The 15,887-nt window shown below is 72.2% G+C and carries 9 protein-coding genes; 7 read left to right on the top strand and 2 right to left on the bottom strand.

Annotation, left to right across the window (positions count from 1 at the left end; translation table 11 throughout):
- Window positions 1–119 precede the first annotated feature (119 nt).
- The 5 genes from AWX74_RS12325 to meaB all read left to right on the top strand — a co-directional run bounded on the left by AWX74_RS12325 (window position 120) and on the right by meaB (window position 6,923).
- Window positions 120–575: a tellurite resistance TerB family protein gene (locus tag AWX74_RS12325; protein ID WP_091275282.1), complete on the top strand. Its 456-nt coding sequence runs from the start codon at window positions 120–122 to the stop codon at window positions 573–575.
- A 196-nt stretch (window positions 576–771) separates the two neighbouring features.
- Entirely contained in the window at window positions 772–1,596 is an 825-nt protein-coding gene (locus tag AWX74_RS12320; protein ID WP_091275278.1) for a sulfite exporter TauE/SafE family protein, read from the top strand.
- Between the two features lie 187 nt (window positions 1,597–1,783).
- Window positions 1,784–3,685, top strand: a complete 1,902-nt coding sequence (locus AWX74_RS12315) for a methylmalonyl-CoA mutase family protein (protein WP_091275276.1) — start codon at window positions 1,784–1,786, stop codon at window positions 3,683–3,685.
- The gene (gene scpA / locus AWX74_RS12310) at window positions 3,685–5,931 is read left to right on the top strand and encodes a methylmalonyl-CoA mutase (RefSeq protein ID WP_091275274.1); all 2,247 of its coding nucleotides are present in this window, start codon (window positions 3,685–3,687) and stop codon (window positions 5,929–5,931) included. Before AWX74_RS12315 ends, scpA begins: the two co-directional genes overlap by 1 nt.
- 5 nt (window positions 5,932–5,936) lie before the next feature.
- The gene (meaB, locus tag AWX74_RS12305; protein WP_091275271.1) at window positions 5,937–6,923 is read left to right on the top strand and encodes a methylmalonyl Co-A mutase-associated GTPase MeaB; all 987 of its coding nucleotides are present in this window, start codon (window positions 5,937–5,939) and stop codon (window positions 6,921–6,923) included.
- A 99-nt stretch (window positions 6,924–7,022) separates the two neighbouring features.
- On the opposite strand, the gene AWX74_RS12300 is transcribed toward meaB, so the two are convergent.
- Complete coding sequence (locus tag AWX74_RS12300; RefSeq protein WP_091275267.1) at window positions 7,023–8,579, bottom strand: class I adenylate-forming enzyme family protein; 1,557 nt, start codon at window positions 8,577–8,579, stop codon at window positions 7,023–7,025.
- A gap of 638 nt (window positions 8,580–9,217) precedes the next feature.
- Between AWX74_RS12300 and AWX74_RS12295 the strand changes: the two genes are divergently transcribed.
- Window positions 9,218–11,881: an Hsp70 family protein gene (locus tag AWX74_RS12295; protein ID WP_091275263.1), complete on the top strand. Its 2,664-nt coding sequence runs from the start codon at window positions 9,218–9,220 to the stop codon at window positions 11,879–11,881.
- Between the two features lie 167 nt (window positions 11,882–12,048).
- Here AWX74_RS12295 and AWX74_RS12290 read toward each other — a convergent pair whose 3' ends face one another.
- Window positions 12,049–14,742, bottom strand: a complete 2,694-nt coding sequence (locus tag AWX74_RS12290) for a WD40 repeat domain-containing serine/threonine protein kinase (RefSeq protein WP_242666195.1) — start codon at window positions 14,740–14,742, stop codon at window positions 12,049–12,051.
- A gap of 252 nt (window positions 14,743–14,994) precedes the next feature.
- On the opposite strand from AWX74_RS12290, the gene AWX74_RS12285 reads away from it, so the two are divergent.
- Window positions 14,995–15,867: a methyltransferase gene (locus tag AWX74_RS12285; RefSeq protein ID WP_091275770.1), complete on the top strand. Its 873-nt coding sequence runs from the start codon at window positions 14,995–14,997 to the stop codon at window positions 15,865–15,867.
- The last annotated feature ends 20 nt before the right edge of the window (window positions 15,868–15,887 follow it).

Raw genomic sequence — 15,887 nt, 5'->3', positions numbered from 1 at the left:
TTGGCCAGGTCAGGCACGGCTTGGCCCGTCCTGACGGGTCTAACCGTCTGATCTGACCTGCCATCACCAGAACGCCAGGATCCTCGAACACCGGAAACGCCACCGGCAAAGGAGCACAGGTGCCGATCTGGAACCAGCTACGCCAGTCCGCGCAGACCATGCAGGGCCAGCTCAACGCGAAGAAGAACGACCTCAAGAGCGGCGCTTTCCGTGACGCGAGCATGGCGATGTGTGCTCTCGTGGCCGCCGCGGACGGCAGCATCGACCCGGCGGAGCGCCAGCGGGTCGCCTCACTGATCGTCAGTAACGACGTGCTGTCCAACTTCCCGGCCGACGACCTGCAGCGCAGGTTCAACGACTATCTCGGCAAGCTGCAGGCGGACTTCGACTTCGGCAAGGTCTCCATCCTGCAGGAGATCGGCAAGGTCAAGAAGAAGCCGACCGAGGCCCGCGCGGTGATCCAGATCGGGATCGTCATCGGCGGCGCCGACGGCAACTTCGACAAGGCCGAGCAGGCGATCGTCCGGGAGGCGTGCTTCGCGGTCGGGATCAACCCCGAGGAGTTCGACCTCTGACGCAGCGTCGGTGGGTCGGCTGGCTCCGTCGCGGCCCGGGCCGATCGGCCCGGAAAGTGCCGTGACCTGGGCCGCAATCCCTGGAAAGGCCGCATTCATCCGGACAGGGTGAGGCCCGCGGCCTCCCGACGGGCGCCGTGTCGCCGTCGGTCGTAACCGAGTTGTCGGCGGTTCGTCACGACCGGACGGAGGACCTGTGGGACCAGCCGACGCTGCTCTCGTCGCGGGCGGCGGCCTGCTCGCGGGCGCGGTCAACGCCATCGCGGGCGGCGGCACGCTGATCGCGTTCCCCGCGCTGCTGGCGACCGGGATGCCGGCCCTGACCGCCAACATCACCTCTTCGGTCGGTCTCGTCACCGGCTATGCGGGCGGAGCGCTCGGGTATCGGCGGGAGCTGCGTGGCCAGACCGGTCGGCTGAAGGCACTGGCGCCCCCCGCGATGCTCGGCGGACTGGTCGGCGCGATCGTGCTCCTGCTGACGCCCTCCGACGGGTTCAAGTCGGCTGTTCCGTTCCTGGTCCTCGCCGCCTGCCTGCTGCTCGCGGTGCAGTCCCGGCTCGCGGCCATGGTCGCCCGGCGGCGGGCGGCCACGGTGGCCGCCGCGACCGCCGCGACCGCCACACAGTCCGGCACGGAACCCGGAACGGAACCCGGGCCGCCGCAGGGCGCCATCACCTGGCCGACGCGTATCGGCGTGTTCGTCGCCGGCGCGTACGGCTCCTATTTCGGTGCCGGGCTCGGCGTTCTGCTGCTGGGTGTGCTCGGCATTCTTCTCGTCGACGAGCTGCAGCGGACGAACGCGCTCAAGACGCTTCTCTCCTTCGGCGTCAACTCGATCGGTGTCGTGGTCTTCCTGGTGACGGCGCAGGTCTCCTGGGCCTTCGCGGGCATTCTGGTCGTGACGTCGGCCTGCGGTGGTGTGCTCGGCGCGCGGGTCGCCCGGCTTCTGCCCGCGAATGTCCTACGCACCGCGGTCGTCGTGCTGGGTGTGGTCGTGGCCGTGGTCCTTCTGGTCCGCTGACCTCCGCTGACCTCCGCTTACCTCCGCTGACCTGCTCCGGCCCTGGCTGCCAGGCCGTTGATGTTGGTCTCGGGACGGCTGATGAGGGCGTCGCGCAGCTGGTCGGACGGGCATCCGACGCAAGGCTCTGTGACGGGAGGAACATGCTCCGAGCCTCCGAGGTCGTTGCCCCCTAGCATTGCCTGTCATGACCGTTCCACCGGTGGAGCTGGAGTTGGCCGCCGACTTTCCGAGCGCGACGCGGGATGAGTGGCGCAAGCTCGTCCTGGGCGTGCTGCGCAAGTCCGGGGTCGCGGGCGACGACGCCAGCCCGGACGAGGCCGAGGATCTGATCGCGACCTCGACGTATGAGGGCATCAGTATCCGTCCGCTGTACGACGCGGCCGATGGCGCGGCGCTCGCGCCGACGGGCCTGCCGGGGCTCGCGCCGTTCGTGCGCGGTGCGCGGCCGCAGGGCGCCAACACCGACGGCTGGGATGTGCGCGCGCTGCACAGCCATCCCGACGCGGGGCTCACTGCCCAGGCGGTGCTCGCCGACCTGGAGAACGGCGTGAGCTCGCTGTGGCTCCGGCTCGGCCCGGCGGGGCTGCCGCTGGACGGTCTCGCCACGGTCCTGAAGGACGTCTACCTGGACCTCGCGCCGGTGGTGCTCGACGCCGGCCCGCTCACCGCCGAGGCCGCGGCCGCCTTCCTGGCGCTGGCCGACGCACGCGGCGTACCGGCGTCCCAGGTCAGCGGGGTGCTGGGTGCCGACCCGCTGGGGCTCGCCGCGCGGGCGGGGACCGCGCCCGACTTCACCGCGGTCCGCGCGCTCGCGCCCCGGGTGGCCGCCGAGTACCCGCGGCTGCGCACACTGGTCGTCGACGCCCGGGCGTACCACGATGCCGGCGGCAGCGACGCCGAGGAGCTCGGCGCGTCGATCGCCACCGGGGTCGCCTACCTGCGGGAGCTGACCGCGGCCGGCATGGGCGTGGACGACGCCCTGGGCCAGCTGGAGTTCCGGTATGCGGCGAGCGCCGACCAGTTCCTGACGATCGCCAAGCTGCGGGCGGCGCGGCGGCTGTGGGCGCGGGTCGCGGAGGTCTGCGGCGCGCCGGCCCAGGTGCGGGCCCAGCGCCAGCACGCGGTGACCTCGGCCGCGATGATGAGCCGCCGCGACCCGTGGGTGAACATGCTGCGCACGACCGTGGCCTGCTTCGCCGCCGGCGTCGGTGGCGCGGACGCGGTGACGGTCCTGCCCTTCGACAGCCGGCTTGGGCTGCCGGACGACTTCTCCCGGCGGATCGCGCGCAACACCCAGACCCTGCTCCAGGAGGAGTCGAGCCTGATCCGGGTGGTCGACCCGGCCGGTGGGTCCTGGTACGTCGAGACGCTGACCGACCAGCTGGCCGCCGCCGCGTGGGCGATCTTCACCGAGATCGAGCGTGTCGGCGGTATCGCCGCGACGCTGGCGGACGGCTCGCTGCGGGCCCGGCTGGACGCCACCTGGACGGCCCGGGCCGACGCGCTCGCGCATCGGCGTGACCCGCTGACCGGCGTGAGCGAGTTCCCGAACCTGGGCGAGACGCTGCCCGCCCGCGAGCCCGCCCCGAGCGCTGAGCCCGCTGGCGGCGCCGGTTCCGGTGGCCTGCCGGTGATCACCTATGACCAGGACTACGAGGCGCTGCGGGCCCGTTCGGACGCCCACACCGCGGCGACCGGTGCCCGTCCGGTGGTCTTCCTGGCGACGATCGGCAGCGTGTCGGCGTTCACCGGGCGGTCCACGTTCGCCGCGAACCTGTTCCAGGCCGGCGGCCTGGCCACGCCCGACGCCGGGCCGGGTACCGACCCGGCGGCGATCGCGGCCGCGTTCACCGCGTCCGGCGCGAAGGTCGCCTGCCTGTGCTCGGCGGACAAGGTCTACGCCGAGTGGGCGGCACCGGTCGCCGAGGCGCTGCGTGCCGCCGGGGCGGAGCGGATCTGGCTGGCCGGCAAGGCCGGTGCCCGCGCGGAGACCGACGCCGCGGCCGGGGTGACCGGGTACGTCTTCGCCGGCTGCAACGCCGTCGAGGTGCTGAGCACGACCCTGGCAGCGGTGGGAGTGGCCTGATGTCTTCGATCCCCGACTTCTCCGAGATCGCACTCGGCGCGCCGGCGGGTGCCGACGCCGACGAGGCCCAGTGGCGGGCCGCGGTGGAGAAGACCACCGGCAAGGACGTCGACGCCCTCACCTGGGACACCCCCGAGGGCATCGCGGTCAAGCCGCTCTACACCGCGGCCGACACCGCCGGCCTGGACTTCCTGGGCACCTACCCGGGTGTCGCGCCCTACCTGCGCGGCCCGTACCCGGCGATGTACGTGACCCAGCCGTGGACGATCCGCCAGTACGCCGGCTTCTCCACCGCGGCGGAGTCGAACGCGTTCTACCGGCGTAACCTGGCCGCCGGCCAGAAGGGCCTGTCGGTCGCCTTCGACCTGCCGACCCACCGCGGCTACGACAGCGACCACCCGCGGGTCACCGGCGACGTCGGCATGGCCGGGGTCGCCATCGACTCGATCTACGACATGCGCCAGCTGTTCGAGGGCATCCCGCTGGACCGCATGAGCGTCTCGATGACCATGAACGGCGCCGTGCTGCCGGTGCTGGCGCTCTACATCGTGGCGGCCGAGGAGCAGGGGGTGGCGCCGGAGCAGCTCGCCGGCACCATCCAGAACGACATCCTCAAAGAGTTCATGGTCCGCAACACCTACATCTACCCGCCGCAGCCCTCGATGCAGATCATTTCCGACATCTTCGCGTACACCTCGCAGAAGATGCCGAAGTTCAACTCGATCTCCATCTCCGGCTACCACATGCAGGAGGCGGGCGCGACCGCCGACCTGGAGCTCGCCTACACGCTCGCGGACGGCGTCGAGTACATCCGGGCCGGGCGCAACGCCGGGCTGGCGATCGACGCGTTCGCGCCCCGGCTGTCGTTCTTCTGGGCGATCGGCATGAACTTCTTCATGGAAGTCGCCAAGATGCGCGCCGCCCGGCTGCTGTGGGCGCGGCTGGTGAACCAGTTCGAGCCGAAGAGCCCGCGCTCGACGTCGCTGCGCACCCACTCGCAGACGTCCGGCTGGTCGCTGACCGCGCAGGACGTCTTCAACAACGTGGTGCGCACCTGCGTCGAGGCGATGGCGGCGACCCAGGGCCACACCCAGTCGCTGCACACCAACGCCCTCGACGAGGCACTGGCGCTGCCCACCGACTTCTCCGCCCGCATCGCCCGCAACACCCAGCTGCTGCTGCAGCAGGAGTCCGGCACCACCCGGGTCGTCGACCCGTGGGGCGGCAGCTACTTCGTCGAGAAGCTGACCTACGACCTGGCTCGCAGGGCCTGGGGCCACATCAGCGAGGTCGAGGCCAGCGGCGGCATGGCGCAGGCGATCGACGCCGGCATCCCCAAGATGCGCATCGAGGAGGCCGCGGCCCGCACCCAGGCCCGCATCGACGCCGGCCGCCAGCCGCTCGTCGGGGTCAACAAGTACCGGGTGGACGCGGACGAGGCCATCGAGGTTCTCAAGGTCGACAACTCGGCCGTGCGGGCCGGGCAGATCGAGAAGCTGCGCCGGCTGCGCGAGGAGCGCGACAGCGCCGCCGTCGAGTCCGCGCTGCGGGCGCTGACCGGCGCCGCCGAGGCGGCCCGGGACGGCTCCCGGCCCGCCGACCTGGGGCACAACCTGCTCGCGCTGGCCGTCGACGCCGCCCGCGCCAAGGCCACGGTCGGTGAGATCTCCGACGCCCTGGAGAAGGTCTACGGGCGCCACGCGGGCCAGATCCGTACCATCTCCGGTGTGTATCGGGACGAAGCCGGGTCGGCCGGGAACATCGTCGCCGCCCGGGACGCCGCCGCCGCCTTCGAGCGCGAGGAGGGCCGCCGTCCCCGCATCCTCGTCGCGAAGATGGGCCAGGACGGGCACGATCGCGGCCAGAAGGTGATCGCCACCGGCTTCGCCGACATCGGCTTCGACGTGGACGTCGGCCCGCTGTTCCAGACGCCCGCCGAGGTGGCCCGCCAGGCCATCGAGGCGGACGTCCAGATCATCGGGGTGAACTCGCTGGCCGCCGGGCACCTCACGCTGGTGCCGGCGCTGAAGGAGGAGCTGGCCGAGCTGGGGCGCGGCGACATCCTCGTCGTCGTCGGCGGGGTCATCCCGCCGCAGGACTTCGATGCGCTGCGCGCCGCCGGCGCCGCGGCGATCTTCCCGCCCGGAACGGTCATCGCGGACGCCGCGATCGAGCTGCTGGCGACCCTGTCCGAGCAGCTCGGCCACGCGAAGGCCGGGCAGCCCGGGTCCGCCGAGGCGTCCTGACCACGGTGGCGCGCCGGGCCGTCGACGTCGCCGAGTACACCGACGGCGTCCTCGCGGCGTCCAGGGTGTGGATCGCGCGGGCCGTCACGCTGGTCGAGTCCACCCGGGCCGACCACCGGGAGGCCGCGCAGCAGCTGCTGGTGGCGCTGCTGCCGCATGCCGGCAAGGCCCGCCGGGTCGGGATCACCGGCGTGCCCGGGGTGGGCAAGTCGACGTTCATCGACGCGCTCGGGACGATGCTCACCGCGAAGGGCCACCAGGTGGCGGTCCTCGCGGTCGACCCGTCCTCGACCCGGACCGGGGGCAGCATCCTCGGCGACAAGACCCGGATGGCGGCACTGTCCGCCGACCCGGCCGCCTTCATCCGCCCCTCGCCGACGGCCGGCACGCTCGGCGGCGTCGCCAAGGCCACCCGCGAAGCCATGATCATCATGGAGGCCGCCGGCTACGACGTCGTGCTCGTCGAGACCGTCGGCGTGGGGCAGTCCGAGACCACGGTCGCCGACATGGTGGACACCTTCCTGTTCCTGACCCTGGCCCGCACCGGTGACCAGCTCCAGGGCATCAAGAAGGGCGTCCTGGAGCTGGCGGACGTCATCGCCGTGAACAAGGCCGACGGGCCGCACGAGCTGGACGCCCGCCGGGCCGCCCGTGAGCTCGCCGGTGCGATCCGGCTGTTGCAGGGGTCCGCCCGCGAGTGGCAGACCCCGGTCCTCACCTGCAGCGCCGCCGAGAAGACCGGGCTGGACACGGTGTGGGGCCAGGTCGTGCAGCACCAGAACGTCCTCGACGCCTCCGGTGAGCTGGCCGAGCGCCGCCGCCGCCAGCAGGTCGACTGGACGTGGGCGATGGTCCAGGACCGCCTGCTGGGCCGGCTGCGCGACAGCGCGGCGGTCCAGGCGGTCACCGCCGACGTCGAACGGCGGGTGCGCGACGGCGCCCTGACCCCGAGCCTCGCCGCCGACACCATTCTCGACGCCTTCGACGCCTGACGTCTGACGCCGGCGATGGCGGTGGCGGTGGCGGCGCGGGGAACCGGTCAGCCGACCTCGCAGTCCGTCAGGTCCTACTGCCGGCAAGCGGTGGCCCGGCTACTTCACGCGGCCCTCATCGACCAGCCGCCTGAGGCCCCTGCGGTCGGGCTTGCCGCTGGGCAGCGCCGGCACCTCGTCGCCGGCCGCGACGATCCACCGGGTGGGCACCTTGTAGGCGGACAGACGCGTCCGGGCCCGCGCGGCCAGCTCCGCCACGTCCAGATCCTCTCCCGCCGCCACCACGACCACGCACACCTCCTCGCCACGGGACGGGTGCTCGACTCCGACGACGACGCAGTGCGCCACCTCGGGGAACTCCTCGATGACGGCTTCGACCTCGCGGGGCGACACGTTCGAGCCGGCGGCCTTGATGAGCTCGCTGTCCCGGCCGACGTAGAACAGCCGTGGGTCGCCCGTCCTCTGGTAGACCCGGTCGCTGGTGTGGTACCAGCCGTCCGCGTCGAAGACCTCCCACCGTTCGCGCTTGTTGTATCCGGCCATCACGCCGATACCACGGATGAGCAGCTCGCCGACCGTGCCGTCCGGGACGCGCCCACCGTCCGCGTCGACGATCGCGATCTCGGTGAACGCGAAGCTGCCGCCGGACTCGGTCAGGCTCCGGTGAATCGGGTGACCGTCGGGGACATCCACCATCGCCAGGTCCACCGGACCCTGCAGCAGAGCGGGCGCGCTACGCAGGTCCCGTTCCGGGAAGGACGGGTGCAGCCGTAGCTGCTGGGTGAACGCCGGCCACCCGACGACACCGTTCGCCCGTTCCCGCTCGGCGAGGTCGAGGGCCGATCCGGCCTCCAGCCGCTCCAGGGACAGCACCGCGACGGGCGCGTGCAGCGCTCCTGCCGCGGCGAGGATCCCGCCGATCCAGAAGAACGGCATGGCGCACAGGATGCGCGGCGCGTCCTCGACGTCCGTGAGGTGGCGGATCACGGCCGCCCAGGTGGAGGTCTGCCGCACCAGCGTGCCGTGGGTGTGCAGGACGCCCTTCGGGTCAGCCGTCGACCCGGAGGTGTGTACCATGACGGCCAGGTCGGCCGGGGTGACCTCGGCTTCAGCCGCGGCGAGGATCTCGGCGCGCACCATCGGTGCGTCCCGCGCGTGCCACCGGGTGGCCCAGCCGCGGTCGGTCTCGCCGGTGAGCACGATCCGCCGCAGGTACGGCGCGCCCGCCAGCTCCAGTGGTCCGTCCAGCTGGCCCGGCAGGTCGGAGAACGCCGCCTCGAACCGGTCGGCGACGTCGATCCTGAGTACCCGCGTGGGTGCCACCAGCATCTGCAGGTCGGCCAACCGTGCCACCTTGGCGATCTCGGCCGGCGCGTACAGCGTGCTCAACGGCACGGCGAGGGCGCCGATCCTGGAGACCGCCAGCCACCAGGTGACCCACTCGACGCCGGTGGGGAAGAACAGCCCCACCCGGGTGCCCTTGCCCACGCCCTCGTGCAGCAGCCACCGGGCCACCCGCGCCGACCGCTCGTCGGCCTCGGCGTAGGTCAGCCGGTCCGTCAGGGTGACGAGGTAGTCGGCGGGGCCGAACTCGCCGGCGGCACGCCGGAGCAGGTCGGGGATCGTCGGTCGGACTTCGTTGTCGGTCGACGTCATGTGACTCACGCTCCGTTCCCGCGGCGGTGTTGATCGATCCCGGGTTCGCGTGTCGCCTGGGCGCCCAGGCCGCTGGCCGCCGTCCCGCCCAGCTTCCGTTCACTCGCACCTCAGGGCGATGCAGCCTATTGCGGACGGAACCTGTACGTAAAGGGTTGGTGCGGGCGGCTCGGGGACCTCTTCGGGCGCGGGCGGTCCGCGATCTCGAACGGCGGCAGCCCGGGAGGCGAAACCGTGGGCGCCTTTACCCTGGCGGGCCTGCCGGGCCTGGCCTGGATCCTGCCGACGCCCCGTGATGGTGGTCTGGCGCAGTGGAATCGGCTCAACCCGGAACCCGGCGGGGGATTCCGGCGCGGCTTCCGACGGACGCGTTTCCGACAGATGTGTTTCGGATGGATTGGCGTTACAACGGAGGACAGGTCTTCGTGCGGTGTCCGTCTTCTGATATCGATGTCCGCTACCGGATAGGGAGCTCCTGGTCGGGCGGCCTACGATGTGGCCGCCGGATCTTTCGTTGTTGTGTGAACGACCCGCCTGATTACGGACGGTGTCGGGGGCGCTGAGGGAGCCGGGGGGATCACGCTGCGTCCGTCCGTGACGGCCACGGCGGACAACGAGGGAACACAGCCGGAGGACCCATGGGCTACCAACTTGGCATTGACGTCGGATCGGCGAACACCGTTCTTGCGGTCTCCGACGGGGGATGGCCCGCCGTGCTCACCCTGGGCGGTGGGCGGGCGGTGCCATCCGTGCTCTACATGCCCCAGGCGGGAGGCATGCTCGTCGGCCGTTCGGCAGCGCGACGGGCCACGGCGGATCCCGAGCGCGCGGCCCGCGGCTTCCTGCACCGCGTTGGCGAGCCGGGCCACGTTCTGGTCGCGGGCGCGGCCTACAGCCCCGAGGGCCTCCTCGGCCGGCTGGTCGGTCACCTGGTCGGCCAGGTGGTCGCGGCCCGCGGCGAGGAGCCCGAGCAGATCGTCGTCGCGCATCCGACCTTCTGGCCGGAGCATCGCCGCGCCGCATTCACCGAGGCCGTCAGCCAGCTTTCGGATGTCTCCGCTCCCGTCACAACCTGCGCGTCCGCCGACGCGATCGGCACGCTGCTGATCAGCCGCCGGGCGGCCCGGACCGTTGACCTGGTGGGCTTCTACGACTTCGGTGCCGGCCACTTCGACTCGGCGGTGCTGTCCTTCAGCCCGTTCGGATTCGAACGGCTTGGATCGCCGGTAGGCGTCGGTCGCGCCGGTGGGGCCGAGTTCGACGAACTGCTGGTGGACAGGGCGCTGGCCCAGGTGGGCACCAGCCGCGACCGGCTCGACCTTGGCGACCCGGCGATCGCGGTCGCGCTGGGCCGGCTGCGGGACGAGTGCGCGCAGGCCAAGGAGTACCTCGCCGAGGAGGAGGAGATCGAGGTAACGGTCAGCCTCCCGGGCCGGGAGACGGCTTCGGTCACTCTGCGGCGCTCCGATCTGGAGACCCTGGTCGCACCGGTCGTCGACGACACGGTGCGGGCATTCCGGCAGGTGCTGCGCAGCGGCCAGGCGGAACACGCCGACCTGTCGACCGTGCTGCTGTTCGGGGGAACCGCGCGGATGCCGCTCGTCGCGGCCCAGATGCGTGCCGCCTTCCCCGGTGTCGGCCGCTGGCAGGTCGGCTCGGACGACGACATCGCCACCGGGGCGGCGCTGATCGCGGCGGGGCTCGCCGAACGCTCGCCGGGCGAGCAGATCACCTCGATCATCCGGCCGCCGGCCGCCGGCACGCAGCCGGGATCCGTGCCTCCGTGGGGGTCGGTCTCGCAGCCGGGCTCCTACCCCGCCGAGGGCTCGGTGCCCCCGGCGAGCTCCTTCCCGCCGGCCGGTTCCGTGCCCCCGGTCTCCTCGTTCCCACCGGTCGGCTCGCTTCCGCCGGTCGGGTCGCTTCCGCCGGTCGGCTCCGCGTCGTCCGCCGGGCCGGTTCCGCCGGCCCGGCCGGCTGACCCCGACGCCACCGTGATCGGGGGCCGTACCGGCGCCCCGGTGTCGTCCCCGCCGCCGGCGGGCACGGCCCCAGGCACCCCGATGACGTATCCGACCGCGACCGGCGCCTCCTCGTCCTCCTCCGGCTTCGACGAGGGCGCGGCGACGATGCTCGGCGGAATGGAGATCGTCAACGCGGCGGGCGAGAGCCGTCCCGTGGGCGCCGCGCCGGTGCCACCGCAGGCCGCCCGGCCGGACACCGGTCGTGGCGGTCGTGGCGGTCGCTCGGGTTCCGGCGGCGGTCCGTTCGCGGGCCGGTCGGGCGGGACGATCGCCGCCGCGGTCGCGGCGATCGTGTTCGTGACCGCCGGCGTCGTGTTCGGTGTCGCCCTGACCGGGGGCGATGACGAGGAGCCGACCGCGGTCGTGCCGATCGCCACGGCGGTCACGACCCCTCCGGCGCAGCAGAGCGCGTCCCCCGCACCGCTGACACGGGGGCCGAAAACGGTGCTGATCGCCGGTTCGGCCGAGGTCGCGCCGATCAGTGAGACCGCCTACGCGGGATTCCGCCAGGTCCAGCCGAACGTGACGGTGAATGTCAGCTCGTCGACGACCGAGGACGGCTTCGCCAAGCTGTGCGCGGGCGAGATCGACGTCGCCGACGCCTCCTTCGAGTTCGACTCCAAGGCCAATCCCGGCTGCGCCGACCAGATCGTCGGCTTCGAGGTCGCGCACCACACCCTGCCGATCGTGGTGAACCCGCAGAACTCGTGGGCTCGCTGCATGACCCTCGACCAGGTCCGCGAGATCTGGAACGCCGGCTCGCAGATCACCCGGTGGGACCAGATCGACTCCTCTTTCCCGGCGCAGCCGATCAGCTTTGTGGGGCCGCCGCGGGACAGCGTGCAGGCACAGGTGTTCAACGCGACGGTGAACGACGCCAGTGACAAGTCCCGCCAGTACCAGGAGGCAGACCTCAGCGGTGTGGCGACCGACGTGGCCCGCGACCAGTACGCGCTCGGCTTCCTCGACTTCCCGACCTTCCAGACGTTCGGTTCGCAGCTGCGCGGTCTGGAGATCGACAACGGCAAGGGCTGCGTCGAACCGAACGCGGTGACCGCGGGCACCGGGTTCTACCTGCCGCTGTGCAAGCCGGTGTTCGTCTACGCCCGCAAGGACTCGCTGCGTGAGTCCGGGGCCGCCGCCTTCATGCGCTACTACATGCAGAACGGCGAGAAGATCGCCTTCGACGCCCACTACGTGCCGCGTGCCCAGAGCACGATCGACGAGAACGTCGCCAAGGTCGACGAGCTGATCAAGGGCGTTCCGCCGGTCACCGCCTGACCGCTCCACCGCTCGATGCTCTGCCGCCCTACCGGCGGAACGCACGGACCGCGACCCACGGGCTCTGGCCGACAGCCAGGGTGCGTGGGTCGCGGCATGTGGACCCGAGCGGCATGTGGACCCGAGCGGCAGGTGGAACCGAACCGACATCCGGTCCCGGTTGTGGGTCAGATGCTGCAGGGATCGGTGTACGAGATCTCCGGGACGAACTGTTCCCACTCGGCCGGGGTGATCCGCGCCGACGGTTTCGCGCAGGCGACGGCGGTGAGCCTGTCGGGGTTGAGCGACCAGATCGAGGTCCGGCCACCTTCGGTGGTGAACGCGAGGTGGTCACCCGCGCGGTCGATCGCAATGGACGTGATCTTGCTTTCCGCATCAGCGATCCGCACCACCGCCGCCGGATCCGCCCCGCCCCAGTAGCTCACGACGCCGGACTGGTCCCCGATGACGATCTGACCGGCCTCGTCGAACGCGACGGCGAAGACGGGGCCTTCGGGCCCGCGTAGCTCGGTGGCGACGTGGCCCTGCTGTGGATCGCTCACGTCCCACACCTGGACGGTCCGGTCGTCCCGGCCCACGGCCAGCCGTGTCCCGTCGCCGTTGAAGGCGACGGTGTTGACAGCGGCGACCGGCCCGCGCAGGGCTCCGCTCTGCTTCGGGCGCGCCGGGTCGGTGACGTCCCAGAGCTGCACATCCCCGCTGATTCCCGCGGTCGCGAGCAGCGTTCCGGCTGGGTTCAGGGCCATGTCGGTGATGACGGAGCCGGTGCGCTGCAGGCGCGGTGGCTCGGGCGCCGCGGGGTCGGAGAGGCGCCACAGCGCGAACGTGCCGTCCGCGGTGGCGGCGGCGAGCAGCGTCCCGTCCGCGCCGAGCGCCACCTGGACGGGTGTACCCAGGCCGGACAGCGTGCTCAGCTGCGTCGGCTTGGCCGGGTCGGTCACATCCCACACCCGGGCCGGGTCCTGCGTGCCGCTGAGGGCCAGTCGCTTGCCGTCGGGAGCGAACGCGACAGCGGCGGCCGGGTCGTTGGTCGGTTGCTCGCTGAGCAACGACGGCTCGCCGCCGTCGGTCAGGCGGTAGAGCCGCAGCGCACCGTCCGACCCGGCCGAGGCGAGCACGGAGTCCGACGGGCTGAACGTGACGTCCTTGCCGGGGCTGGCGGCCTCCGGTGGTTGCACCGTGGTCAGCGCGCTGAACGATGCGATCATTGCGTCCTTGGCGGCGCTGACCGGAGCGATCCGGTAGGCGGCGAGGCTCAGCCGGGCCGCGAGGTCCGGGTCCTCGGCACGCCTGGCGGCCGCCTCGGTGGCGAGCCTGGTCGCGATGGCATCGCGGTCCGTACTCGACGGTGAGTCACCGCCGCCGAGCCTCGCCACCGGGATCGCGATGGCGGCGGCGAGCACGACGGCGAAGCCCGCGATGACCACCCGCCGATCGGGCCTGCGCCGCCCCGTGCCGGTGTCCGGGCCCGTGCCCTGCTGGTGTGGCCCCCGCGCCGCCGCGGTGCCCGGGCTGCTCGGCGTGACAGGGGACAGGGAGGACGGGTGCGGTGCCGGTGACTGCGGTGTCTGTGACAGTGGTGCCGGCGATCGGGGTGCCGGTGAGTAGGGCGCGGGTGAGTAGGTCGCCGGTGGGCGTGGCGCCGGGGAGTAGGGCGACTGCGGTGCTGGTGAGTGGGGCGGCGCCTGTGAATGCGGTGCCGGCGAATGCGGTGCCGGCGAATGCGGTGCCGGGGAGTGTGGTGCGGGCGAGTGCGGTGCCGGCGAGTAGGGCTGCCGCGCGGCGGGGGGCGGCGAGGTCGGCATCGGTGGCGCGGGCGGGAGGGGCGACGCCGAGATGACGGTGTCGGCCGGTGAGGGGCGAGCGGGGCCGGCCGCCGCGCCCGTCGTCGAGACCTCTGTGGCCTTGCGGCCGCCTCGTGACCAGCGACGTCCGCGTGGCGCGCGATCGCCCTGGTCGCTTTCGCCGGCCACGCCGGCGGAGGACGGGGCCGGGGCCGACCGATCCGGGATGGCCACCCCGCCCATCAGGGCCGCGCGCAGCTCCTCGGCGCTGGGACGGGCGCCGGGATCCTTGCGCATCGCGAGCTCGACGAGGTCGCGCAGCTCGCCGGTCACGCCCTCCAGCCGCGGCTGCTCGTTCACGATCCGGTACAGCACGGCCTCGACCCGCCCCTGGCCGAACGGAGGCTGCCCGGTGGCGGCGAAGACGATGATCGAGCCCCAGGCGAAGATGTCGACCGCCGCCGTGATGGGCTGGTCGAGAATCTGCTCCGGTGACATGTAGCCGGGGGTGCCGATCGCCTGCTTGACGTTGCGGGACAGGTCACTGACGGTGTCGTACTCGCGGGCGAGCCCGAAGTCGATCACCTTCGGCCCGACCGGGGACAGCAGGACGTTCGCGGGCGTGAGGTCGCGGTGCACGATCCCGGCGGCGTGGATGGCCGACAGCGCGGTGGCGACGCTGACCGCGAGCTGTTCGAGGTCGGCCGGCCGCATCGGCCCGCGTGCCGTGACATGCCGTGACAGCGTGGGGCCTTCGACGAATTCCGTCACCAGATACGGCTGTGGGCCGTCCGGATCCGCGTCGAGGACCGCCGCGGTGGTGAAACGGCGAACTCTGCGGGCGCTTTCGGCTTCACGGGCGAAACGGGCCCGGAACTCCGGCCGGGACGCGAGCTCGGGCCGGATCACCTTGATGGCGACGGCGGTGCCGTCCGGCGCCTGGCCGAGAAAGACCGCGCCCATTCCACCCTGGCCGAGCCTGCCGACCACGCGATAGTTACCGAGCCGGACGGGGTCCTCCGCGCGGAGCGGCCGCGCGGTGTTCCCGGACACCGGCGGTTGTGTATACCCGCTCAAGGGGCCGCACTCCTGCCTGGGCACATCAGATCGCATTGATCCTACGACACCCGTCTGCGGCGCAGCCGACGTCCACGTTCATTGCCCGCGGACCGGGTGCGGACCGGATGTTGATCGGATGCGGACTCCGTGTGGACCGGTGGTGTGCCGTGTATGCGGTGTGCCGCGTATACGGTGCATCCCGGCCGGGCTTTCCCATCTGTTCCGGCGGTTTTCCGGTCGATCCAGTGTCGGATCTGGGAGGTCATGGTGCTGCTGCGGCGCACGGCGAAGTTCGAGGTCAGTCTCACCCCGACGTCTGAATCGCTGTTGGCGCCGGTGGCGGACGAGCCTCGTGAGTGGCTGCTCGGGCGGGCACTGGACGAGTTCGTGGCCGACGTCCGGGCTCTCGACGAGGTCGCGCCGCGACTGGTGCCGGGCGCCACCCGGCCGAGGATCGAGGTGGCCCTCGACGCGGACACGCCGGTGGTCACCGGCGACACCCTGCTGGTCTCCGGCCAGGAGGTGATGCAGACCTGGGAGCGTCCCCTGATGCGGGCGCTGGCCGAGGCGGTGACCCGCACCGGGGGGACGGTCTGCGAGGTCGGCTTCGGCCTGGGAATCTCGGCCGGGTTCGTCCAGAGCCTGCGGCCGTCGGCGCACACGATCATCGAGGCGAACCCGGACGTCGCCGCGACCGCGCGGGCGTGGGCCGCCTCCGACGACGGTGACGGTGACGGGGGCGGGGGCGGGGGCGATGGCGGTGGCCGGGCCGGCGTGCGGATAGTGACCGGCCGCTGGCAGGACGTGCTGCCGGATCTCGGGCGTTTCGACGGCATCCTGTTCGACACCTATCCACTGGACGAGCGCGAGGTCGACGACCACGTGGTGCGGGACGCGACGTTCGCCGAGCACTTCTTCCCGCACGCCGCCGAGCATCTGGCCGATGGAGGGTCGTTCACCTACTACTCGAACGAGATCGACTCGCTTTCCCGGCGTCACCAGCGTGCGCTGCTGCGCCATTTCGAGACGTTCTCGGTGCGGGTGGTGGACGGCCTGCGTCCGCCGGCGGACTGCAGCTACTGGTGGGCCCCGTCGATGGCGGTGATCGTGGCCGCCGGCCCGCGGCGTGGCCAGGTCGGCTGACCGCCGGTCGGCTGACCGCT

The sequence above is a fragment of the Parafrankia irregularis genome, from assembly GCF_001536285.1.
Lineage (GTDB): Bacteria > Actinomycetota > Actinomycetes > Frankiales > Frankiaceae > Parafrankia > Parafrankia irregularis.
This window is presented reverse-complemented; position numbering and strand designations above follow the sequence as displayed.

Excerpts from the sequence above, each read along its gene's own strand:
- AWX74_RS12315 (WP_091275276.1), top strand. The coding sequence starts at position 1,784 with ATGACCGTTCCACCGGTGGAGCTGGAGTTGGCCGCCGACTTTCCGAGC.
- scpA (WP_091275274.1), top strand. The coding sequence starts at position 3,685 with ATGTCTTCGATCCCCGACTTCTCCGAGATCGCACTCGGCGCGCCGGCG.
- AWX74_RS12300 (WP_091275267.1), bottom strand. The coding sequence starts at position 8,579 with ATGACGTCGACCGACAACGAAGTCCGACCGACGATCCCCGACCTGCTC.
- AWX74_RS12295 (WP_091275263.1), top strand. The coding sequence starts at position 9,218 with ATGGGCTACCAACTTGGCATTGACGTCGGATCGGCGAACACCGTTCTT.